The sequence below is a fragment of the Micromonospora sp. IBSANI012 genome (assembly GCF_052814045.1).
Map to the genome: position 1 here is coordinate 1,784,558 of NZ_CP199933.1, position 22,039 is coordinate 1,806,596.

Genomic DNA, 22,039 nt, shown 5'->3' on the forward strand with positions numbered 1-22,039 from the left:
GGCGCGCGGTGGTCGTACCCTTAGCGCTTGTGGCCAGTCCCACCTCGCTGCTGAAGCGACTCCTCGTCGGTCGACCCTTCCGGTCCGACCGGCTCCAGCACACCCTTCTCCCCAAGCGCATCGCCCTGCCGGTCTTCGCCTCCGACGCGCTCTCCAGCGTCGCGTACGCGCCCGACGAGATCCTGCTGACGCTGTCGATCGCCGGGGCGTCGGCGTACTTCTTCTCACCGTGGATCGCCCTCGCGGTCGTCGTGGTGATGCTCACCGTGGTCGCCAGCTACCGGCAGAACGTGCACGCCTACCCGTCGGGCGGCGGCGACTACGAGGTGGCCACCGTCAACCTCGGGCCGCGGGCCGGCCTGGCCGTGGGCAGCGCGCTGATGGTCGACTACGTGCTCACCGTCGCGGTGTCGGTCTCCTCCGGGGTGGCGAACCTGGGCTCGGTGGTGCCCTTCGTGGCCACCCACAAGGTGCTCATCGCGGTCATCGCGGTGGCGCTGCTCACCGCGATGAACCTGCGCGGTCTTCGCGAGTCGGGCACCGCCTTCGCGATCCCCACCTACGGCTTCATCATCGTGATGGTCGGGATGATCCTCACCGGGCTGGTCCGGATCTTCGTGCTGGGCGACGACCTGCAGGCACCCAGCGCCGGGCTGGAGATCCAGGCCGAGCACAGCGTGTCCGGGTTCGCGCTGGTCTTCCTGCTGCTGCGGACCTTCTCCTCCGGCTGCGCCGCGCTCACCGGTGTGGAGGCGATCTCCAACGGGGTGCCGGCGTTCAAGGCGCCGAAGAGCCGCAACGCGGCGACCACCCTGCTGCTGCTCGGCACGATCGCGGTCAGCATGCTGGTCGGCATCATCTGGCTGTCCCGGCTGACCCGCCTGCAGTTCGTCGAGGACCCAACGACGCAGATCCTCTCCGGCCCCGAGGGGTACGTGCAGAAGACCGTCACCACCCAGCTCGGCGAGACGGTCTTCGGTTCCGGTTCGGCGCTGCTCTTCGTCGTGGCCGGGATGACCGCGCTGATCCTCTTCCTGGCCGCCAACACCGCGTTCAACGGCTTCCCGGTGCTCGGCTCGATCCTGGCCCAGGACCGCTACCTGCCCCGCCAGTTCCACACCCGGGGCGACCGGCTGGCCTTCTCCAACGGCATCGTCTTCCTGGCCGTCTTCGCGATCGTGCTGATCGTCGGCTTCCAGGCCGAGGTGACCCGCCTGATCCAGCTCTACATCGTCGGGGTGTTCGTCTCGTTCACGCTCTCCCAGGCCGGCATGATCCGGCACTGGAACCGGCACCTGCGCACCGAGCGTGACCCGGAGGCCCGGCATCGGATGGTCCGGTCCCGGGCGATCAACGCCTTCGGCATGGCGATGACCGGCACCGTGCTGATCATCGTGCTGCTCACCAAGTTCCTGCTCGGCGCCTGGATCGCGATCGCCGCGATGGCGGTGATCTACCTGGTGATGCTCGCCATCCGCCGGCACTACGACCGGGTCGCCGCCGAGCTGGAGCCGACCGAGGTCCGGGGCATGCTGCCCGCCCGCAACCACGCCATCGTGCTGGTCAGCAAGCTGCACCAGCCGACCCTGCGGGCCATCGCGTACGCCCGGGCCACCCGGCCGGACACGCTGACCGCCGTCACGGTGAACGTCGACGACAAGGACACCCGCCAGCTCCAGGCGGAGTGGGAGCAGCGCGAGGTGCCCGTCCCGCTCACCGTGGTCGACTCGCCGTACCGGGAGATCACCCGACCGATCCTGAACTTCGTCGCTTCCACCCGCCGGGCGTCGCCCCGCGACGTGGTCACCGTCTTCATCCCCGAGTACGTCGTCGGCCGCTGGTGGGAGAACCTGCTGCACAACCAGAGCGCGCTGCGGCTCAAGGGGCGGCTGCTCTTCGAGCCGGGCGTGATGGTGACCAGCGTGCCCTGGCAGCTCGCCTCGACCGCCAGCAAGAACCTGGACCGCCTCGACGCCACGCTGAGCCGGACCCCGGCCCGCGGGCCGCGGGTGGCCCCGCGCAGCACCCTGCCGCCGAACGTCCCGCCGGTCGTCTCCGCCCCGCCGGGCGAGAGCGGCCCGTCGAGCGGGGACCGGCCGTGACCGGCCCGACCAGCGGCGTGCCGGGCGCGGGGGAGCGGCGCGGGCTGGAGGAGGCCGAGCGGGTCGAGCTGACCGTCGGCGCGGTCGCCCCCGGCGGGCACTGCGTGGCCCGGGTCGACGGCCAGGTGGTCTTCGTCCGGCACGCGCTGCCCGGCGAGCGGGTGGTGGCCGAGATCACCGAGCTGCACAAGGGCTTCGCCCGCGCCGACGCGGTGGAGATCCTGACCGCCTCCCCGGACCGGGTCGAGCAGCCCTGCCCGTTCGCGAAGCCGGGCCGCTGCGGCGGCTGCGACCTGCAACACGTCACCCCCGCCGCCCAGCTCGACTGGAAGACCGCCGTGGTGCGCGAGCAGCTCACCCGCCTGGGCGGCCTCACCGAGGCCGAGGTGGACGCGCTCGGGGCGACCGTCGAGGCGCTGCCCGGCGGGCCGCTCGGTTGGCGCTCCCGGGTCCGGTACGCCGTCGACGCCGCCGGCCGGGCCGGGCTGCTCAAGCACCGCTCGCACGAGGTCGTGCCGATCGACCGCTGCCTGATCGCCCACCCGGCGATCCGGGAACTGCCGGTGCTCACCCCGTCCGGCGCGCGCTGGCCGGACGCCGAGGCGGTCGAGACCGTCGCCTCCACCGGCGGGGACGTCAGCGTCGCCGCCGTCACCGAGGGGGTGGCCACTCCAGTCAGCGGGCCGCAGACCGTCCGCGAGGTGGCCGCCGGCCGGGAGTGGACGCTGCCCGCCGCCGGTTTCTGGCAGGTGCACCCGGCCGCCGCCGACACCCTGGTCGGGGCGGTGCTCGACCTGCTCGACCCGCGCCCCGGCGAGTCCGCCTGGGACCTGTACGGCGGGGCCGGGCTCTTCGCCGCCGCCCTCGCCGGCCGGGTTGGCCCGCAGGCCCGGATCACCCTGGTCGAGTCCTCCGCGCAGGGGGTCGCCGCCGCCCGGGAGAACCTGGCCGACCTGCCCCGGGTGGAGGTGGTGGCCGCCCGGGTGGAGACCGCGCTGGCCCGCCGCCGGGTCACCGGCCCGGTCGACCTGGTGGTGCTCGACCCGCCGCGCTCCGGCGCGGGCGCGCCGGTGGTGCGGGACGTGGTCGCCGCCCGGCCGCGTGCCGTGGCGTACGTGGCCTGCGACCCGGCCGCCTTCGCCCGGGACGTGCGCACCTTCACCGGGCTCGGCTGGCGGCTCGCCGGGCTGCGCGGGTTCGACCTGTTCCCGATGACCCAGCACGTCGAGTGCGTGGGGTTGTTCCTGCCGCCCGGGCGGTGACTAGCCTGACCCGATGAAGATCGTCGGGTTGATGTCCGGCACCTCGTACGACGGGGTGGACGTGGTCGCCGCCGAGTTCACCGCCGACGGCGACACGCTGCGGATGCGTCCGCTGGGGCACCGGGGGCTGGACTACGACGACGCCCTGCGCGAGTCGATCGGCGCGCTGCTGCCCCCGGCGGCCACCACGATCGAGGCGGTCTGCCGGCTGGACAACGCCCTCGGCGAGGTCTTCGCCGCCGCCGCCGCGCTCGGCGTCGAGCTGGCCGGCGGGCGGGCCGACCTGGTGGTCTCGCCCGGCCAGACCGTCTTCCACTGGGTCGAGGACGGCACCACCCGGGGCACCCTCCAGCTCGGCGCGCCGGCGCGGGTGGCCGCCCGGGTCGGCGTACCCGTGCTGGCGGACCTGCGCTCGGCGGACGTCGCCGCCGGCGGTCAGGGCGCGCCGCTGGTCCCGGCCTTCGACGCGCTGCTGCTCGACGCGGCCGGCGGGCCCCGGGCCGCGCTCAACCTGGGCGGCATCGCCAACCTCACCGTCGTCGCCCCGGGCGCGCCCGTCCTCGGGTACGACGTGGGCCCGGCCAACGCCCTGCTGGACGCCGCGGCCCGGCGCTTCCTGGACCGCCCCTGCGACCTGGACGGGGCCCGGGCGGCCGCCGGCCGGGTGCACGCCGGCCTGCTGGACCTGCTGCTCACCGAGCCGTACTACGCCGCGCCGCCGCCCAAGTCCACCGGCAAGGAGCTCTTCCACGCCGGCTACCTGGACGATCGGTTGGCCGCGCTGGGCGAGCCGGTGGCCCCGGACGACGTGCTGGCCACCCTGACCGAGCTGACCGCCCGCACGGTGGCCGCCGCGTGTGACCGGCACCGGGTCACCGAGGTGGTCGCCGCCGGCGGGGGAGTGCGCAACCCCACACTGCTGGGCCGGCTGGCCGCCCTCGGCGCCGGACGCTGGCGGCTGCGCACCACCGACGAACTGGGCGTGCCGGCGCAGGCCAAGGAGGCGTACGCGTTCGCCCTGCTCGGCTGGCTCTCCTGGCACGGCCTGCCCGGGGCGATCCCCTCGGTCACCGGCGCCCGCCGGGCGGCCGTGCTGGGCGCCTGGACGCCGGCCGGGCCGCCGCACGGCGCCACCCCGCCCAACCCGCCCCGGCGGCTGGTCGTCGAGCCCTGAACCTGGGAACCAGCTGGGATGATCCACGGCCGAGCTGCGGTGCGGCGGGCGGCCGATAGACTCTTCGCTCATGAGTGTTGAAGAGGGCACGGCCAACCACGGTCGGCTGCTGGGCGCCGTCCGCGGTCCGCAGGACGTCAAGCGGATGACCGCCGAGCAGCTGGACATCCTCGCCGCCGAGATCCGTGACTTCCTGATCGCCAAGGTCTCCCGCACCGGCGGGCACGTCGGCCCCAACCTGGGCGTGGTGGAGCTCACCCTGGCGATGCACCGGGTCTTCGACTCTCCCCGCGACCGGCTCCTGTTCGACACCGGCCACCAGTCGTACGTGCACAAGATCCTCACCGGGCGGCAGGACGGCTTCGACAAGCTGCGCCAGCGCGGTGGGCTCTCCGGCTACCCCAGCCAGGCCGAGAGCGAGCACGACCTGATCGAGAACTCGCACGCCTCCACCGCCCTGTCGTACGCCGACGGGCTGGCCAAGGCGTACGCCCTGCGCGGCGAGCAGCGCAGCGTGGTCGCCGTGGTCGGCGACGGCGCGCTCACCGGCGGCATGTGCTGGGAGGCGCTGAACAACATCGCCACCGCCGGCAACCCGCTGGTGATCGTGGTCAACGACAACGGCCGGTCGTACTCGCCGACCATCGGCGGCCTCGCCGACCACCTCTCCTCGCTGCGGCTCAACCCCGGCTACGAGAAGGTCCTCGACACCGTCAAGGACGCCCTCGGCTCCACCCCGCTGGTCGGCAAGCCGATGTACGAGGTGCTGCACGCGGTCAAGAAGGGCATCAAGGACGCGGTCGCCCCGCAGGCGATGTTCGAGGACCTCGGCATCAAGTACGTCGGCCCGGTCGACGGCCACGACATCGCCGCCGTCGAGTCGTCGCTGCGCGCCGCCAAGAACTTCGGCGGCCCGGTGATCGTGCACGCGGTCACCCGCAAGGGCTACGGCTACCGCCCCGCCGAGGAGGACGAGGCGGACTGCCTGCACGGCCCGGGCGCCTTCGACGCCGAGACCGGCAAGCTGCTCGCCGCCCCGTCGGTGAAGTGGACCCAGGTCTTCGCCGACGAGCTGGTGGCCATCGCCGACGAGCGCCCAGACGTGGTCGGCATCACCGCCGCCATGGCCGAGCCCACCGGCATCGCCACCCTGGCCCGCAAGCACCCCGAGCGGGTGTACGACGTCGGCATCGCCGAGCAGCACGCCGCCACCTCGGCCGCCGGCCTGGCGATGGGCGGCCTGCACCCGGTGGTGGCGGTCTACGCGACCTTCCTCAACCGCGCCTTCGACCAGGTCCTGCTGGACGTGGCGATGCACAAGCTGCCGGTGACCTTCGTGCTCGACCGGGCCGGCATCACCGGGCCGGACGGGCCGAGCCACTACGGCATCTGGGACATGTCCGTCTTCGGCGTGGTGCCCGGCCTGCGCATCGCCGCGCCCCGCGACTCCGCCAGCCTCCGTGAGGAGCTGCGCGAGGCGGTCGCTGTCGACGACGGCCCGACCATCGTCCGCTTCCCGACCGGCACCGTCGCCGCCGACCTGCCGGCCGTACGCCGGATCGGCAGCGTCGACGTGCTGGCCGAGTCGGCGCGTACCGACGTGCTGCTGGTCGCGGTCGGCTCCTTCGGCCAGCTGGGCATGGAGGTCGCCGCCCGCCTGGCCGAGCAGGGCTACGGCGTGACCGTGGTCGACCCGCGCTGGGTCCGCCCGGTCCCGGACGAGCTGGTCGAGCTGGCCGCCGGGCACCGGCTCGTGGTCACCGTCGAGGACGGCGTCCGGGTCGGCGGCGTCGGCGACGCGCTCGCCCAGTCGATGCGGGACGCCGACGTCCGGGTGCCGCTGCGCGACCTCGGCGTGCCGGCCGGCTGGCACCCGCACGGCACCCGCGCGCAGATTCTCACCGACCTGGGGCTCACCGCGCAGGACGTGGCGCGCAACGTCATCGGCTGGATCTCCGGCCTGGACGCGGAGCCGGTGGAGCCGGTCCGGCTGCCGGCCAGCGAGGCCAGCCCCAACTGACCGGTCCGACCCGACGGGCGGCCCCGCACTCGCGGGGCCGCCCGCCGTCGTCTCCGGCCCGGTCTCCGGGTGCTGGTCGCCCGCGTGATCGACTCCGTGTCGGCGAGGTGGGGGTGTCCTGATCGCGTGATCGACTCCGTGTCGGCGACGTGGCGGTTTCCTGGTCGTGCTCATACCGCCGTTCCGGCGACACGGAGTCGATCGAGCCCACGCGGTGCGGAGCGGGACCGGCGGTGTGGGGCCTGCGCGGTGGGTCAGCGGCCGCCGACGGAGCGGTAGTAGGTCTTCTCCGCACCGGCCAGGCTGAAGGTCTGCCTCGCCGCCGGCATCGGCACCACCGCCAGGCCGGGGCGGTCCACCAGCCGGGGCGTGCCCGGTGGCACCGAGAGCGAGGTGTCCCGGGTGCCCCGCCAGGTCAGCACCACCAACGGCTGCCCGGGCACCGGCAGCACGTACGTCTGCAGGGGGTTGGACCGGTCCGCCGGGGAGACCACCGGGGTGCCGCCGCCGGCGGGCCGGTAGACCACCGCGGTCATCGTGCCGGCGTCCGTCTCCCAGGTGAGCTGCTCCAGGTCGCCCGGGTCGCCGCCGCCCAGCGCCATCTCGCCGATCGCCCGGACGCTCACCTTCTCCATCGGCCACGACTCGGGGGCCGAGCGGGGGGCGTCCCGGTCGCCGATGCGGCGCGGGACGCTGCCGAACGGACCCCGCTCGTCGGCGAGCACGCAGGTGTCCAGCCCGTCCAGGGCCCGGCGGCCGGAGCCGGTCTCGTCCCGGACCAGCGGGTAGCGCGGCTCGGCGGTGGCGGTGCCGAGGTCGAGCAGACGCTCGGCGGCGCGACCGCGCGGCAGCGACTCGGTGGCCCGCAGCGTCGCGGTGACCGGCACGGCCGCGCAGGCCGGCACGCGTACCGGGCGGCTCAGCCCGTCGGAGAGCACCAGCGCCCGGCCGTTCGGCCCGAGCAGGCGCTCCACCCGTCCGGAGGTGAGGTAGCGCCGGCCGTCGGCCAGGTGCACCGGCAGGACGTCGGCGTAGGCGAGGTAGCCGGGGTCGGAGTACTCGCTGGCCCGGGTCACCGTGTACCGGCCGCCGTCGCCGGTGAGCTGGAGCAGCCAGGACGCGCCCTCGCCGGGCACGTCGGCGGCGACCAGGGCCAGCCGGGTGCCGTTCACCTCGCCAGAGAAGAGGATGCCGGAGGAGGGCAGGTGGGCGCGGTCGTCGATCGGCGACCGCCAGGCGCGTACCGCCTCGGCGACCGCCCGCGTCGCGCCGGCGTCCCCGGCGAGCGAGCCGCGCGGCGGCCAGACCGGCAGCCTGCCGTCCAGGCTGTCGTAGCCGACCCGCAGCTCGCGGGCCCCCCGGTCGGCGACCGGGCCGCAGGCGGTCGCGGCCAGCACCATGGTGAGCAGTGCGGTGGCCGTCGTGCCGTGGCGGCGGACTGAAGCCACCTGTACGCCTCCCGATCGCTTCGCCGTCGTTGCCGGAAGCCCACATGGTACGCAACGGTCGGGGAGCGCCTCGCGGCCGTGTCCGACGGCCACAAGGGACAGCAGTGTGAATTCCGGGCTATTCTCCGGCTCCGGTAGACTCCGCCGACTGTGACGTCTGTCGAGCCCCGTGGCGCCTCCGCACCGGACCCCGACGCCTCTCCGGGCGCCGCCCGCGGCGCCACGGCGACCGCGACCGCGTTCCCGGCACGGGTCCTCGACACCCTGGCGGCGAAGGCACCCGCTGCCACCGCGCCGACCGTGGAAGCGCCGACCGGCCGAGCGCCGACCGTGGACACACCGGCCGGCCGAGCGCCGACCGTGAACACACCGGCCGGCCGAGCGCCGACCGTGGACGCGCCGACCGTGGACACCCCCGCCCCGACGGCGCCGGTCGTGGACGCGCCCGCCCCGACGGCACCGGTCGTGGACGCGCCCGCCCCGACGGCGCCGGCCGTGGACGCGCCGGCGCGGGGCGTACCCGGGAAGCGGCCGGCGACGGCGGACGGCGACGGTGCGACGGCGCCCGCGCGGCGCTGGCGCTGGACGGCCCGGCGCAAGGACCTCGCCGTCTACGGGATCTTCCTGCTCGTCGCGCTCTGGGTGACCAGCCAGCTCTGGGTCGACCCGGCCGGCCGGGTCGCCTCGCTCTACAGCAGCGACCCCGCTCAGGTGCAGTTCTTCCTCGCCCACTCGGTACGTGTGGCGCTGAACGGCGAGTTCCCGTTCTTCACCGACCAGTTCAACTACCCCGACGGCGTCAACCTGATGGCCAACACGGCCGTGCTGGCGCTGGGCATCCCGATGGTGCCGATCACCCTGCTCTTCGGACCGGCCGTGTCCTTCGTGGTGCTGGTCACCCTGGGCCTCGCCGGCACCGCCGCCGCCTGGTACCACGTGTTCTCCCGGCACCTGGTCCGCCGGCGGCTGGCCGCCGCGGTGGGCGCCTGGTTCTGCGGGTTCTCACCGGCGATGCTGTCGCACGCCAACTGGCACCCCAACATCATCTCCCAGTTCCTGCTGCCGTTCATCGTCTGGCGGGTGATGGTGCTGACCCGCTCCACCCGGCCGGTGCGCGACGGCGCGCTGCTGGCGCTGCTGGTCACCGCGCAGGCGTTCATCAACGAGGAGATCCTGCTCTTCACCGCGCTGGCCTGCGGCGTCTTCCTGACCGCGATGGTGGTGCAGCGCCCGGCGCTGTGGGCGGTGGCCTGGCGTCCGCTGGCCAAGGGGCTGCCGGTGTGCGCGGTGCTGGCCGGGGCGCTGCTGGCGTACCCGCTCCACATCCAGTTCGCCGGACCGATGGCGTACCACGGGCTCAGCGACGCGGTCCGCGACTACGGCAACGACATCGCCGCCTTCTTCGCCCCCGGCTCGCCGACCTTCGGCGGCAACGAGCGGGCGAACGTCAACCTGGCCCCGAACTACTCCGAGGAGAACGCCTTCTTCGGCTGGAGCCTGTCGCTGCTCGCCGTCGGCATCGTGGTCTGGCTGCGCCGCGAGGTGCTGGTCCGGGCGCTCGCCGCGACCGGGTTCTTCTTCGCCGTGCTCTCGCTCGGCGAGCGGGTGTCCTGGTGGGACCGGGACCTCATCACCGGACCGTGGGACCTGCTGGTCCGGCTGCCGCTGCTCGACGCGGTGGTGCCGACCCGGTTCGCCCTGATCACCAGCGTGGTGATCGGCATGCTGCTGGCGCTGGCCGTGCAGCGGGCGTGGACGCTGCGCGGCATCGAGTGGCGGCACGCGAAGACCGTCACCGTCGGCGCCCTGGTGCTCGCGCTGCTGCCGATCGTGCCGATGCCGTTGAAGGTGACCTCCCGCCCGCCGGTGCCGACCTTCATCACCGCCGACCGCTGGCGGCAGTACGTCGGCCCGGACCAGACGCTGGTGCCGGTGCCCGTGCCGAGCATGGGCAACACGAACGGGATGCGCTGGGCGGCCTCCACCAACCTCGACTTCAAGATCCCCGGCGGCTACTTCCTCGCCCCGCGCAACGGCAACACCGGCGACCCGGGTCGCTTCGGCGGCCGGCCCAGCGGCATCGGCGAGCTGCTCGACGAGGTCGCCACCACCGGGCGGACGCCCAAGCTCGACGACCGGCAGCGCCGCCGCTGCCTGGACGAGCTGCGCCACTGGAACGCGGCGGTCCTGGTGCTGCCGGTGGGCCAGCAGCACGCCGAGCCGCTGCGGCGCACCGTCGAGCAGCTGGTCGGCCCCGCGAAGCGGGAGCTGGACGTCTGGGTCTGGGACGTCCGGCCGCTGACCGCCCGCACCGCCTGACGCGCCCGCCCTCGGCGGGCCCGGTGGGCGGTCAGCCGACCAGCGGTCGCACGTCCCAGAGCCACACGTCGTCGACCCGCTGCGCCGGCCCGATCAGGCCGGTCATCAGCTCGCGCAGCACCGCCTCGCGCGGGTGTGCGCCGAGCACCACCACCGAGGCCTTCCAGTAGCGCAGGTCCTCGACCGCCTGGCGGCGGTTCTCCTCGGTCAGCGCCGGCACGGTGCCGGTGTCCATGCTGGAGTAGATCAGGGTGCTGGTGGGCCTGTTCGGCGCGCCGAAGACCCCCTCACCGTCGAGGTTGGGCCCGATGAAGTAGCCGCCCGGCACCGGGAACTCGTGCCCGGTCAGCGCGCTCCAGCGCAGCGTGGGCAGGCCGTGCACGTTGCTCGGGATCGGCACCGGCACCAGGGTCCGGCCCGCCGGGACGTACGGGCGCCAGCCGCCGGCGGTGATGAAGTGCGGCGGCGGGTCGACCGGCTGCGCCGGCAGCGGGCGCGGGAACAGCGGCAGCACGGCGAGCGTGATCGCCGCGTACCCGACCGGCCGGACCCAGCGCCGCCGGGCCGGCGTGGCTCTCGCCGCCGCCGTGCCGGCGTCGTCGGCCGCCGCGCGGGGCGCGGGGACCCGGGCGCGGCCGTAACCCGCCGCGGCGTCCCAGGCCAGCGCGAGCAGGACCCCGACCGCCGCGGCCACCACCAGGGCCAGCCGGGTCGGCATCATCATCTCCACCAGCGGCAGGTCGTCCGGGATGTACGCCCACGGGCCGTCGACCGTCGTCTCCACGCCGTCGAAGCGCACCTTCGGGCCGATCGCGGCGACGGTGAAGACCAGCACCAGCACGCCGGCGATCCGGGCCGGCAGCGAGCGACGCCAGAGCAGCACCAGGGCGACCAGCGCCACCAGCACCAGCGGCCAGCCGAACCAGGTGTTCTGCTCGGTCAGGCCGATGGTCGTCTCCACCGCCTCGTCACCGGCCACGGTGTCCCGGGCGAAGGTGACGAAGGCCATCAGGTCCTCGCCCCAGTTGTGGAAGATCCCACCCTGCAACCCGCGGTAGGACTGCGGGCCGTTGAACTGGTACCAGATCGGGTAGGCGGTCAGCAGCAGGGCCAGCCCGCCGCCGAGGCCGAGCGCGGCCACGAAACCGCCCGCCCTGGCCCGCGCCGCGCGGGGTCGCTGCACCACGTACGCCAGCACCGCCATCAGGCAGGCCAGCGCGGTGAGCAGCAGCATCTCCTCGTTGATGAAGATCTGGTACGCCACCAGCAGCCCCAGCACGACCCCGTCGCGCCGCCACCGGCCCGGCTCGCCCAGGCGCAGCACCCGGGCCACGATCACCGGCAGCAGGAAGTTGGAGACGAAGTTCGGCTGCCCGTTGGCGTGGTGCACGATGCCGGGCGCGAAGCCGAGGAAGGCGCCGCCGACGAAGGCCGCCGCCCGCGAGCGCACCAGGTGGCGCGAGAGCATCCAGTACGAGGTGCCCGCGGTCGCGGCCAGCGCGCCGCCCAGGTAGAGCGCGTACGTCACCTGCGGACCGAAGAGGAGGGTGACCGGCGCCAGCGGCAGGGTCATGCCCAGCAGCGAGGTGTTGGCCATCATGTTCACCCCGTCCGGGGCGTTCTGCCGGGCGCTGAACAGCGGGTTCTCCAGGTGGCGCACCGAGTACGCGCCGTGCGAGAAGAGCCACTCGAACCAGCTGTGGTCGGTCGGCAGGTGCGACGAGACCCGGTGCTGCACGTCCACCCAGTAGTTCAGGCACACGAAAACGCCGAGCAGCACATAGGCTCCGATGGCCAGCACGTCGGCCCGGCTCGGGCGCCGACGGGGCCGCCGTGCCGGATCGGCCGCGACGGGCTCGACCGCCTCGGGCGCGGACGTCTGGTTCAACGAGGGATCTACCACCGGCACAGCCACGACGGGCCATCGTACAGGCGGTGACGCGCCGCACCCGCCGGGCCGGTGGGGCGTCCCGCAGGGTGCGCTGCGGCCGGCAGCCGGCGGTCGGGGGAGGTCGGGCGTGGCGCTCATCGATCTGGGTGACGTCCGCGAGGAGTCGGCGCCGGAACCGCCTCGGCGTCCGCCGCTCACGGTCGGGCGGCCGGCGCGGGTGGCGGCGGCCCTCGTGCTCACCCTGGTCTCGCTGGCCGCAGCGGCCCCGGCGGCGGCACCCACCAGCTTCACCGTCCCGGCCCGGTCCACCACCACGGCCTTCCTCCAGGACGACCGGTTGTTCGTGGTGGAGCCGGCGGACCTGCCCGCCGGGCGGGGCGGGCAGTTGACCGCGTACGCCGTGCCGGCGGTGGGCGACGGTCCACTCGCGCCGCTGTGGCGTACGCCGCTGCCGGCCGCCGGCACCGAGGGTGCGGTCTTCGTCCACCGGGACGTGGTGCTGGTCACCGGCGGCTCGTTGGACGGGCCGCGCCGTGCCTTCGCGTTCGACCTGGGCACCGGGCGGCTCCGGTGGGAGCGGCCGGGCCACCTCGCTCCGGCCGGGGACGCGCTGCTGGCGCTGGAGACCGGGGGTGCGGAGCCGGGGCGGGTCAGCTCCGTCGACCCGGCCACGGGGCGGGTCGGCTGGTCGGTGGCGACGCCGGTGGAGGCCACCACCTACCGGGTCCGGCCCGACGGCGTCGACCGGATCGTGGCCAGCCCGTCGTCCGGGCAGGTCGAGGTCTGGGACGCCCGCACCGGGGCGCGGCTGCGCAGCGCCGACATCCGCCCCGGCGAACTCCCCGTCTACCAGCGGAGCCAGTCGGTCGACGAGCTGCTGCTGGTGGTCCGGGACACCGCCGCCCTGGTGACGGCGTACGGCCTGGACGAGCTGGACCGGCGCTGGCAGATCCGGTTGGGACTGGTCGCCTACTTCGCCGCCTGCGGGCCGCTGCTCTGCGCGTACGGGCAGACCGGCGGGATGTGGGCGCTGGACCGGGCCACCGGGGACGTCCGGTGGCGCGCCACCCGCTGGCACGAGACGCTTATCGAGCGGGAGGGCCGGATGCTGGTCCGGGGCCCGGGCAGCGGCGCGCAGGACTCCTTCGCGGTCCTCGACACGGCCACCGGGCGGGCCGTCGCCGACCTGGGCACCTGGGAGGTGTCCGGCCGGTATCCGGCCGAGGACCGGCCGATCGGGGTACGGCCCGCCGACGGCGACCGGCTGTTCGTCGCCGAACTGGACGTCGCCGGCGGCCGGACCCGTGTCCTCGACGTGCTCGCCGGGGTGACCGGCGACTGCCAGGCCGACGCGCGACTGCTGCTCTGTCGCCGCAGCGGCGGTGGCTTCGGGATCTGGCGGCTGAACCGATGACCGTCATCGACCTGGGCGAGGTGGGCCATGGCGTCGAACCGGTCCCGCCGCCCCGACCGCCTCGTCCGGTCGGCCGCCCGGTGCGGCTCGCGCTGGTCGCGCTCCTGGCCCTGCTGGGCCTGGCCGCAGCGGCACCCGGATCGCCGCCGCCTGTCGAGGTGGCGGTGCCGGCCGGGCCCGACCCCGGTCAGCTCGTCGGCCGCGACCTGCTCGTTCTCCCCGTGCCGACCGCCGCCCTGATGGGGCGGGAGCTCACCGCGGTGGGGCTCGCGGACGGGCGGATCCGATGGCGGTCGCCGGTGCCCGCCGGGCATCACCTGGTCGTGCTGACCGAGGTGGGCGGGGACGTGGCGGTCACCTCCGACCCGGGCGGTGAGCCGGTGTCGGCGGTGCTCGACCACACCGACGGCCGGGTGCGGTGGCGCCAGCCGGGCGTCGTGGTGCCGACCGGCGACGGCGGCCTGCTGCTGGAGGACGCGGAACCCGACCGGGTCGCCGTGCGGGGCGTGGACGTGGATTCCGGCTCGCCGCGCTGGTCGGCCGCCATCGGTGCGGGCGCGATCGGTTACCGCTACGACGACCGGCGGATCACCCAGATCGTCCTGGTCGCAAACAATGGCCGGGTCGAGGTGCGGGACCGGACCACGGGGCAGCTCCGCCGGGCCTTCCGGATCCTGCCGACCCGCGGCCCGATGCGGGAGACCGTTCAGGTCATGGGGGACGTGCTGTTCACCGACGCCGGCTCGGGGCAGGTGGCCGCCTACGACCTCGACACCGGGGGTCTCCGCTGGCGGGCGCCGCTCGGCCCGGCCGCCCCCTTCGCCCACGCCTGCGGCGACGCGGTCTGCCTGGGGCAGCGCAGCGGCGCCCGGGTGCTCGACCTCACCACCGGTCGGCTGCGGTGGGCCGACGACCGGTGGTCACCGGTCTGGCTGGTCGACGACCGCCTGCTGGCGGTCAGCTCCGCCGGGGGACCGGAGGCCTTCGCGCTGCTCGACCCCGCCACCGGTCGGGTGCGCAGCGAGCTGGGGCCGTGGCAGCTCGTCGGCGCGGACGTGTCGGGCGGCCGGCTGGTGGAGCGACCCCTGCTGGTGACCCGGGCGGTCTCCGGCGGTCGGCAGCTCCTCGGTGAGCTGGACGTCGGCACCGGCGAGGTGCGGCCGCGCGACGTGCTGCCCGGCGGCTGGGAGTTCTGCACGCACCGGGGTCGCGGCGTCGTCTGCTGGCGGGCGAACGGTGAACAGGGGGTATGGCGGCTCGGCGGCTGATCACCAGTTCGGCTGGGCGGGCGGCGGGGGCAGCGGCACCGACGCCGGGTGAACCACGTACGCCGCCCCGCCGCTGCCGTCCTGCCAGGCCGCCTCGAAGCGCGCCCGGTCCACGATCCGGCGCACCGACGCGTCGTCCGGCGCGTACGGGTCGTTGAGGACCGGGTCGCCGGCCTCGGTGAAGCCGACCAGCACCATCAGATGCCCACGGGTGTCGTAGTCCAGCCCGGGCACCTGGCCGGCGCGGAACGCCGCGGAGACCACCAGCGGTATCCCGGCGGCCACGAACGCCTCCGCCTCGGCCAGCGAACGCAGCCGGGTGACGAACGCCTCCACCCCGTGCAGGCCGGCGTACGCGGTGTTGAACGCCCAGTTGCCGGCCCCGGCGTACGCGTGGTCGTAGCAGTGCCGGGCGGCGTGCACCACCACCGGGCGGGGGCCGGGCGGCTCGACCCAGGCGTACCGCTCGGGCGGCGGCCCGGCGCCCCAGAAGGCCAGCACCATGGACAGGCAGGTGGGACTGCACCAGGAGTCCCCGCCGCCGCCCCAGCGGGACTCGCCCCCGATGGCGTGCCGGCGCTGGGAGTAGCGGGGCACGGCCAGCACCACGCCCCGCGCGCCGACCACACCCGCGCCCGCCGTCGGCCCGTGAGCCGCCGTGGCGCTCGACACGTCAGGTCCGTGCGTGGACTCGCCGGTCTGTCCGTTCGTCCCGTGCGGGGGCTGGTCGGCCGGGCCGGCGGCCGGGCGGGGCGCCGGTCCCGAGGCGACCGCGCCGACCGTGCGCAGCACCGGGCCGGTGGTCGCGCCCACCGGACGTAGCAGGGTCACCCGGACCTGCCAGCCGGTCACCGTGGCCTCGCCGACCACCAGCGTGTCGGTGTCCACCCGGGCGTCGGGGTCCCGCTGCCCCGGCACCGAGGTGCGGCGTACCGGGTCCTCGCCCTCCGCCCAGCGGGCCAGCGTGTGCCAGCCGGTGGTCGGCGCGTCCGCGTGCCAGCAGCGCAGCTCCACCTCGACCCAGCAGCCGGGCGGGGTCCGGGCCGTCCAGGAGGGCACCACCTCCGCGACGGCGAAGTTGGCCGGCACCGGGGGAGAGGTCCAGCTCCCCACCTCGTACGTCCCGCCGTCGTGCTTGCGCCGGTCGACCGGGTCGGTCAGCTCCAGCCCGCCGACGTGCGACCGGACGCCGACGCCGGTGCCGTGGCGCGCGTCGACGGCGAGGCGGAAGCCCCGGTAGGCGATGTCCCGCCCGGTCGGTGTCGCGGTCACGGCTCGTCCCCCTGTAGATCAGCGCCAGAAGCATCCCGTACCCCGGAGGTTTCTTGCAACGACCCGGGCGGGCGGTGACGCCGGTTTGGCGGCCGGCACTAGGTTGTCGGGCAGGTCGGCGAGGAGGTCGGGATGCGGGTGCTGGTGGTCGAGGACGAGCGGAATCTCGCCGACGCGATCGCGCGCGGGCTGCGCAAGCGCGGCATGGCGGTCGACGTGGCGTACGACGGCGACACCGGCCACGAGGCCGCCTTCGTCACCCGGTACGACGTGGTGGTCCTCGACCGGGACCTGCCCGGCGTGCACGGCGACCAGATCTGCGCCGACCTGGCCGCCTCCGGCACCCTGACCCGGGTGCTGATGCTGACCGCCAGCGACAGCGTCGCCGACCGGGTGGAGGGGCTCGGCCTGGGCGCCGACGACTACCTGCCCAAGCCGTTCGCCTTCGACGAACTGGTCGCCCGGGTGCAGGCGCTCGGCCGGCGGGCCACCCCGGCCGCCCCGCCGGTGCTGGAGGTCGGCGACGTGGTGATCGACCCGGCCCGCCGGGTGGTCACCCGGGGCGGGGCGCCGGTCGACCTGACCAACAAGGAGTTCGGCGTCCTCTGCGAGCTGGTCAAGGCGCGCGGCGCGGTGGTCTCCAGCGAGGAGCTGCTGGAACGGGTCTGGGACGCCAACACCGACCCGTTCACCACCATCGTCCGGGTCACCGTGATGACCCTGCGCAAGAAGCTCGGCGACCCACCACTGATCGAGACGGTCGTCGGCGCCGGCTACCGGACGGCCGAGGTGGCGGCGTGAGCGCGAGGCGTGAGCCGGGGTTGCGAGCCCCGCAGTCGCGAACTGAGGTGGCGGCGTGAGCGCGAGGAGTGAGCCGGGGTTGCGAGCCCCGCAGTCGCGAACTGAGGTGGCGGCGTGAGCGCGAGGAGTGAGCCGGGCACGCGGGTGAGCCGGCGGCTGCGTCCCACCCTGCGGCTGCGGTTGACCCTGCTCAACGGGGTGCTGCTGGTCGGCGCCGGGGCGGTCCTGGTGGTGCTGGCCTGGCTGCTGGTCCGCGACGCGCTGCGCCCGAGCGACGAGCTGCGGCCGGGCACCACCGTGCTGCTGGCCGACGGCCGGTCGCTGGACGCCGCCGACTGGCAGCGCCAGCTCGTCGATGCCGCCTCGCAGGAGTTGCTGCTGAAGGGGCTCGTCGCGCTGCTGGCGATCAGCGTGGTCGGGGTGGCCGGGGCGTACCTGGTGGCCGGCCGGGCGCTGCGCCCGTTGCACCAGGTCACCGCCACCGCGCAGCGGCTCGGTGAGGCCACCCTCGACCAGCGGATCGGCTGGTCCGGGGCGGACGACGAGGTGGCCGAGCTGGCGCGCACCTTCGACGCGATGCTCGACCGGATCGCCGCCGCGTTCGAGTCGCAGAAACGCTTCGTGGCCAACGCCTCGCACGAGCTGCGCACGCCACTGGCCGTGATGCGTACCGAGATCGACGTGACGCTCAGCGACGACGAGGCGGACACCGCCGAGTACCGCCGGATGGCCACCGTGGTGCGCGACGCCTCGGAGCGGGCCAACGGGCTGGTGGACGCGCTGCTGGTGCTGGCCCGCAGCGAGGCGCAGACCGGCCGCCGGCTGGCCCGGCGTACCGAGTGCGACCTCGCCACCGGCACCGCCAACGCGCTGTCCGCGATGGCCCGGGAGGTGGAGCGGATCGGGCTGCGCGTGCAGACCTCGCTGCGGCCCGCCCCGGTGGTCGGCGACCCGGGGCTGCTGGACCGGCTGGCCGGCAATTTGATCGAGAACGCGGTCCGCTACAACCACCTGCACGGGCGGCTCTGGGTGCGCACCGACACCGACGGGCGGATGTCCCGGCTGGTGGTGGGGAACACCGGGTTCGAGGTGGACCAGGCCGACGTGCCGGGGCTGTTCGAGCCGTTCCGGCGGGGTGGGCGGGAACGGACCGGGGCGCGCGGTTCCGGGCTGGGGCTCTCCATCGTCCGGGCGGTCTGCGACGCGCACGGCGGGACCGTGACGGTGCTCGCCCGCTCCGGTGGCGGTCTGGAGGTGACCGTCGCGCTGCCGGCCGCCGACGTCGAGTGCCCGGCGCCCCCGGCCCGCTCCGGCGGCGCCGCGCCGGCCGTCCGGTCGGAGCCGCACCGGAGGCGGTGACGCCGGCCCGTCCGGGCGTCCGTACGCTGCCCAGGTGCTCGCCGCCTTCGTACCCATCTGGGTGCTCACCGGGCTCGGCTGGGTGACCGGACGACGCCGGCTGCTGGGCGGTGAGGCCGAGCGGGTGCTCGGCGGCTTCGTCTTCCACCTGGCGATGCCCGCCGCGCTCTTCACCGCGCTGTCCCGCACCAGGCTGGACGTGCGCCTGCCCGCACTCGGCGCCTTCGCGGCGAGCACCGTCGCCACCATGGCGCTGGCGTTCGTCCTCTGCGCGGTGGTTCGTCGCCGTGGGCGGGGCGAGGCGACGATCGGGGCGATGGCGGCCGGCTACGTCAACTCGGCGAACCTGGGCATCCCGGTGGCGCTGCAGGTGCTGGGCGACGCCACCTTCCTCACCGGGGTGCTGCTCTTCCAGGTGCTGGTGGTCACCCCGGTGGTGCTGGTCCTGCTGGACCGGTCCGCCGGGCGGGCGTGGCGGCCCGGGCGGCTGCTGACCCTGCCGCTGCGCAATCCGGTGATCGCGGGGCCGGCCCTGGGCGCGCTCTGCGCGGCCCTGCACTGGCGGCTGCCGGACCTGATCGGCGCTCCGCTCGCCCTGCTCGGGGCCGCGGCCGTGCCGACCGCGCTGGTCACGCTCGGCCTCTCGCTCACCGCCGGCTCGCGCGCCGCCGAGCCGCCCACCGGCGACCGGCCGGTTCCCCCCGCCGGACCGCCCGTCGGCACCGGACCGCACCCGGCCGGTCCCCCGGCCTCCGGCGGTGTCGCCGCCACCAGCGCCGTCGTGGCAGTCCGTGCGGCGCCGGCGGTCGACGGCGCGGCAGGCGTCACTGACGGCGAGGGCGTCCCGGTGACCGGCGGTAGGTCGCGCGGGGGCGGTGGGAAGGTGGAGGTGGCCCTGCTGTCCGGCCTGAAGCTGCTGGTCCAACCGGTGATCGCCTGGTCGGTCGGGCGGCTGGTCGGGGTCACCGGCACGGACCTGCTGGCCCTGGTGGTCTGCGCCGCGCTGCCGACCGCCCAGAACACCTACATCTTCGCCCGCGAGTACGGGCGGGCCGAGGTGGTGGCCCGGGAGACGGTGGTGGTGACCACCGCGTGCGCGATGGGGACGCTGGCGCTGATCGGCGCGCTGCTCGGCTGACCGGGGTTGTCAGCCCCGGGCCGGGATGACAAGATCGTCGCGTCGGCCCGACGGGCGGAAGGGGGCGCGCAGATGTCCATCACGATCAATGTCGCGCCCCACCCCGTTCACCGCTGACATCCCACGCACCCGGGGCGCGTCCATCCAACGCGGAGGAACACCGTGAGTGCACGGATCCACAACATCGGCATCGACTGCCGCGACACCTACGCCCTGGCCGGATTCTGGGCCCAGGTCTTCGAATGCCCCCGCCAGCCGGACGACTTCCCCGGCGACCCGGAGGCGATGCTGCTGCCCCCGGGCGGGCCGGAGGTGCTCTTCCTGGCCGTCCCGAACGAGAAGGTGGTGAAGAACCGCCTGCACCTCGACATCGAGCCCACCGACCGGACCCGGGACGAGGAGGTGCAGCGTCTGCTCGGCATCGGCGCGGTCCAGGTCGCCGACCAGCGCCGGCCGGACGGCTCCGGCTGGGTGGTGCTGGCCGACCCGGAAGGTAACGAGTTCTGCGTGCTGCGCAGCGCCGCCGAGCGGGCCGCCACGGCCGGCTGAGCCGACGAAGGCCCCGTCCACCTCGGTGGACGGGGCCTTTCTCAGGTCGTACGGGTCAGGACTTCTGCTCGATCTGCCCGCGCATGGTGGGCAGTTCGGCGGCAGCCTTCTCACCCGACGTGAAGTAGACGATGATCATGCCCAGGCTGCCCTTGTCGCTCCACACGCAGACACCGAGCGGCACGTTGGAGGCCTCGGCGTCGCCGCACTTGGCCTCCCCGCCCAGCGGCCCGGCGTCGACCTTCTTCATCTCGCCGAGCTGCACGTCGCTCTGGCCCGCGCCCTTGATGGTGTCGTCCATCGTCTTGGTCGGGTTGGTGTTCAGGCCGGAGGCGGCGGCGATCATCACCAGGTTCTTCTTGGCCGCCGTGCCGTAGAACGCGCCGACCGTGCTGGTGGCGTCCGGAAGGGAGCTCTTCAGCTCCGTCTCGAGCTGCTTGGCGCCGTTGAGCAGGGCCGGGTCGGTCGACTTGGCCCGACCGGCGAGCGTCGCCGGGGCGACCACCCGGGTCTTGGTGGCGTCGACGGTCTCCTTGACCTCGTCCTTGACCGCGAAGAACGTGATCGCGGCGCCGCCCAGGCAGAGCACCAGCACCACGGCGAGCGAGATCAGCACGATCTTGCCGACGTTGGACTTCTTCTTGGCCGGCGGCAGGCTCGGGTCGCCGTACGGCTGGCCGCCCTGCGCCGGGTAGGCACCCGGCTGCTGCGGCGGCGGGTAGCCCCCGGACTGCTGCTGCGGCGGGGAATAGCCGCCCGGCTGCTGCGGCACCGGGTAACCGCCCGACTGCTGCGGCGGCGGGTACGAGCCGTAGGGCGCGCCGCTTCCCGGCTGCGAGGAATAGGGATCGGACGGCGGCTGCGACATGAGGTCAGCTCCAGATCGTCAGGTGAGGACGCGTGATATTAGCCAGCTCACCCGGCACCCGCTGCCCCGTCCGCACCGGGCACGACCGGTCGGTCCGGGGTAGACGGTCACGGTGGCCGGTACCGCCCGAACGGGCATCCGACCACCGTGACCTGAGCTTTTAACCTCAGGAGCGCTTCTCGACCTGACCCCGGATGGTGGCGAACTCGGCCTTGGCCTTGGCCGCCGAAGAGAAGAACATCACGATCAGGCCGACGCTGCCCTCGTCGGCCCAGGTGCACACCCCGAGCGCGATGCCGGAGCTCTTGCCGGCGCCGCACTTGGCCACGCCCCCGAGCGGGCCGGGGTTGATTGTCGACATCTTCTTGACCGCCAGCGACGAGGACAGCCCGGCGACGGCATCGTCCAGCTCCTTCTCGGGGAAGAGCACCGGGCCGGAGGCGCCGGCCACCATCACCAGGTTGCGCTTGCCGGCGCTGCCGTAGAAGGCGCCGACCGCGCCGGTCTCGTTGCGTACCCCGGACTTCATGTCCCGGACCATCTCATCGGCGATCCGGCGCAGCTGCGGCTCGGTGTTCTTCGGCCGGCCGGCCAGCGTCTTCGGCGTGACCAGCCGGATGTCCGGGGCCGGCTCGGCCTCCTCCTCCGACGGGCTCGGCTCGGGGGCCGCCGTGGTCGGGGCGGCGGAGACGCCGGGGCTGGAGCTCGCCTTCGGGTCCGGGTCGTCGTCGGAGAGCGCGACGTAGGCCAGGCCGCCGCCGCCCGCGCAGAGCACCAGCAACCCGGCGAGGACCAGCGACAGGATCAGGCCGAGCCGGGACTTCTTCGCCGGCGGCGGCGCCGGCGGCAGGCCGTACGCCGGGGCGCCGGCGAAGCCGTCCGGCTGCACGCCCGGGTACCCGCCCGGCTGCGCCGGCGGGTGGACCCCCGCCTGCCCCGACTGGTACGCCGGGTACTGCTGGGTGGGCTGCGGGTCGGCCGGCCGGTACGGCTGGGTGGCGTCGGGGTGGCCGCCCTGCTGCGGCACGTGCGGCCAGGCCTGGGTCGGCCCGGTGCCCGGGGGCGGCGGTGGCTGGTGCGGAGGCGGGTACGAGCCGGGCTCCGGCTGCGTGGACCAGGGGTCGACCGGCGGTGTGGACATGCATCAGCTCCAG

Annotated in this window: 16 protein-coding genes; 11 read left to right on the forward strand and 5 right to left on the reverse strand. The window is 74.7% G+C overall.

Annotation, left to right across the window (positions count from 1 at the left end):
• The first annotated feature begins 29 nt into the window (after positions 1 to 29).
• The 4 genes from ACTWM8_RS08410 to dxs all read left to right on the forward strand — a co-directional run bounded on the left by ACTWM8_RS08410 (position 30) and on the right by dxs (position 6,558).
• Positions 30 to 2,102, forward strand: a complete 2,073-nt coding sequence (locus ACTWM8_RS08410) for an APC family permease (protein ID WP_446213298.1) — start codon at positions 30 to 32, stop codon at positions 2,100 to 2,102.
• On the forward strand, positions 2,099 to 3,364 hold the full coding sequence (locus tag ACTWM8_RS08415; protein WP_446213299.1) for a class I SAM-dependent RNA methyltransferase: 1,266 nt from the start codon (positions 2,099 to 2,101) through the stop codon (positions 3,362 to 3,364). The genes ACTWM8_RS08410 and ACTWM8_RS08415 overlap by 4 nt, the downstream gene beginning before the upstream one ends.
• Before the next feature lie 13 nt (positions 3,365 to 3,377).
• The gene (locus ACTWM8_RS08420) at positions 3,378 to 4,538 is read left to right on the forward strand and encodes an anhydro-N-acetylmuramic acid kinase (RefSeq protein ID WP_446213300.1); all 1,161 of its coding nucleotides are present in this window, start codon (positions 3,378 to 3,380) and stop codon (positions 4,536 to 4,538) included.
• 70 nt (positions 4,539 to 4,608) lie between these two features.
• On the forward strand, positions 4,609 to 6,558 hold the full coding sequence (dxs, locus tag ACTWM8_RS08425) for a 1-deoxy-D-xylulose-5-phosphate synthase (protein WP_446213301.1): 1,950 nt from the start codon (positions 4,609 to 4,611) through the stop codon (positions 6,556 to 6,558).
• 254 nt (positions 6,559 to 6,812) lie between these two features.
• Here dxs and ACTWM8_RS08430 read toward each other — a convergent pair whose 3' ends face one another.
• Positions 6,813 to 8,006: a hypothetical protein gene (locus ACTWM8_RS08430; protein WP_446213302.1), complete on the reverse strand. Its 1,194-nt coding sequence runs from the start codon at positions 8,004 to 8,006 to the stop codon at positions 6,813 to 6,815.
• Positions 8,007 to 8,501: 495 nt separating this feature from the next.
• Here ACTWM8_RS08430 and ACTWM8_RS08435 point away from each other — a divergent pair, with 495 nt between their 5' ends.
• Positions 8,502 to 10,325: a hypothetical protein gene (locus ACTWM8_RS08435; RefSeq protein WP_446214503.1), complete on the forward strand. Its 1,824-nt coding sequence runs from the start codon at positions 8,502 to 8,504 to the stop codon at positions 10,323 to 10,325.
• Between the two features lie 31 nt (positions 10,326 to 10,356).
• Here the strand turns inward: ACTWM8_RS08435 and ACTWM8_RS08440 are convergent, their stop codons facing one another.
• Entirely contained in the window at positions 10,357 to 12,228 is a 1,872-nt protein-coding gene (locus tag ACTWM8_RS08440) for a hypothetical protein (RefSeq protein WP_446214504.1), read from the reverse strand.
• A gap of 115 nt (positions 12,229 to 12,343) precedes the next feature.
• Here ACTWM8_RS08440 and ACTWM8_RS08445 point away from each other — a divergent pair, with 115 nt between their 5' ends.
• A complete protein-coding gene (locus tag ACTWM8_RS08445; RefSeq protein ID WP_446213303.1) occupies positions 12,344 to 13,630 on the forward strand; it encodes an outer membrane protein assembly factor BamB family protein in 1,287 nt (428 codons plus the stop codon).
• Positions 13,627 to 14,898, forward strand: a complete 1,272-nt coding sequence (locus ACTWM8_RS08450; protein ID WP_446213304.1) for an outer membrane protein assembly factor BamB family protein — start codon at positions 13,627 to 13,629, stop codon at positions 14,896 to 14,898. Before ACTWM8_RS08445 ends, ACTWM8_RS08450 begins: the two co-directional genes overlap by 4 nt.
• Here ACTWM8_RS08450 and ACTWM8_RS08455 read toward each other — a convergent pair whose 3' ends face one another.
• Positions 14,899 to 16,170, reverse strand: coding sequence for a peptidase C39 family protein (locus ACTWM8_RS08455; protein ID WP_446213305.1), 1,272 nt, complete (start codon positions 16,168 to 16,170; stop codon positions 14,899 to 14,901).
• A 132-nt stretch (positions 16,171 to 16,302) separates the two neighbouring features.
• Here ACTWM8_RS08455 and ACTWM8_RS08460 point away from each other — a divergent pair, with 132 nt between their 5' ends.
• The 4 genes from ACTWM8_RS08460 to ACTWM8_RS08475 all read left to right on the forward strand — a co-directional run bounded on the left by ACTWM8_RS08460 (position 16,303) and on the right by ACTWM8_RS08475 (position 20,017).
• Positions 16,303 to 16,971 carry a response regulator transcription factor gene (locus ACTWM8_RS08460; protein WP_346535744.1) on the forward strand — a complete coding sequence of 223 codons (669 nt, stop codon included), beginning with the start codon at positions 16,303 to 16,305 and terminating at the stop codon, positions 16,969 to 16,971.
• Positions 16,972 to 17,115: 144 nt separating this feature from the next.
• Positions 17,116 to 18,330, forward strand: a complete 1,215-nt coding sequence (locus ACTWM8_RS08465; RefSeq protein WP_446214505.1) for a sensor histidine kinase — start codon at positions 17,116 to 17,118, stop codon at positions 18,328 to 18,330.
• 34 nt (positions 18,331 to 18,364) lie between these two features.
• On the forward strand, positions 18,365 to 19,468 hold the full coding sequence (locus ACTWM8_RS08470) for an AEC family transporter (RefSeq protein ID WP_446213306.1): 1,104 nt from the start codon (positions 18,365 to 18,367) through the stop codon (positions 19,466 to 19,468).
• A 162-nt stretch (positions 19,469 to 19,630) separates the two neighbouring features.
• On the forward strand, positions 19,631 to 20,017 hold the full coding sequence (locus ACTWM8_RS08475; protein WP_446213307.1) for a VOC family protein: 387 nt from the start codon (positions 19,631 to 19,633) through the stop codon (positions 20,015 to 20,017).
• Positions 20,018 to 20,072: 55 nt separating this feature from the next.
• Here ACTWM8_RS08475 and ACTWM8_RS08480 read toward each other — a convergent pair whose 3' ends face one another.
• Together ACTWM8_RS08480 and ACTWM8_RS08485 are read right to left on the reverse strand one after the other, a co-directional pair.
• Positions 20,073 to 20,885: a hypothetical protein gene (locus ACTWM8_RS08480; RefSeq protein ID WP_446213308.1), complete on the reverse strand. Its 813-nt coding sequence runs from the start codon at positions 20,883 to 20,885 to the stop codon at positions 20,073 to 20,075.
• A 166-nt stretch (positions 20,886 to 21,051) separates the two neighbouring features.
• Positions 21,052 to 22,026 (reverse strand): hypothetical protein, encoded by a 975-nt coding sequence (locus ACTWM8_RS08485; RefSeq protein ID WP_446213309.1) that lies wholly within the window; start codon positions 22,024 to 22,026, stop codon positions 21,052 to 21,054.
• Positions 22,027 to 22,039 lie beyond the last annotated feature (13 nt).

Bases quoted from the DNA above. Each gene is read 5' to 3' on its own strand.
- ACTWM8_RS08420 (WP_446213300.1), top strand. From the start codon at position 3,378: ATGAAGATCGTCGGGTTGATGTCCGGCACCTCGTACGACGGGGTGGAC.
- dxs (WP_446213301.1), top strand. From the start codon at position 4,609: ATGAGTGTTGAAGAGGGCACGGCCAACCACGGTCGGCTGCTGGGCGCC.
- ACTWM8_RS08450 (WP_446213304.1), top strand. From the start codon at position 13,627: ATGACCGTCATCGACCTGGGCGAGGTGGGCCATGGCGTCGAACCGGTC.
- ACTWM8_RS08460 (WP_346535744.1), top strand. From the start codon at position 16,303: ATGCGGGTGCTGGTGGTCGAGGACGAGCGGAATCTCGCCGACGCGATC.
- ACTWM8_RS08480 (WP_446213308.1), bottom strand. From the start codon at position 20,885: ATGTCGCAGCCGCCGTCCGATCCCTATTCCTCGCAGCCGGGAAGCGGC.
- ACTWM8_RS08485 (WP_446213309.1), bottom strand. From the start codon at position 22,026: ATGTCCACACCGCCGGTCGACCCCTGGTCCACGCAGCCGGAGCCCGGC.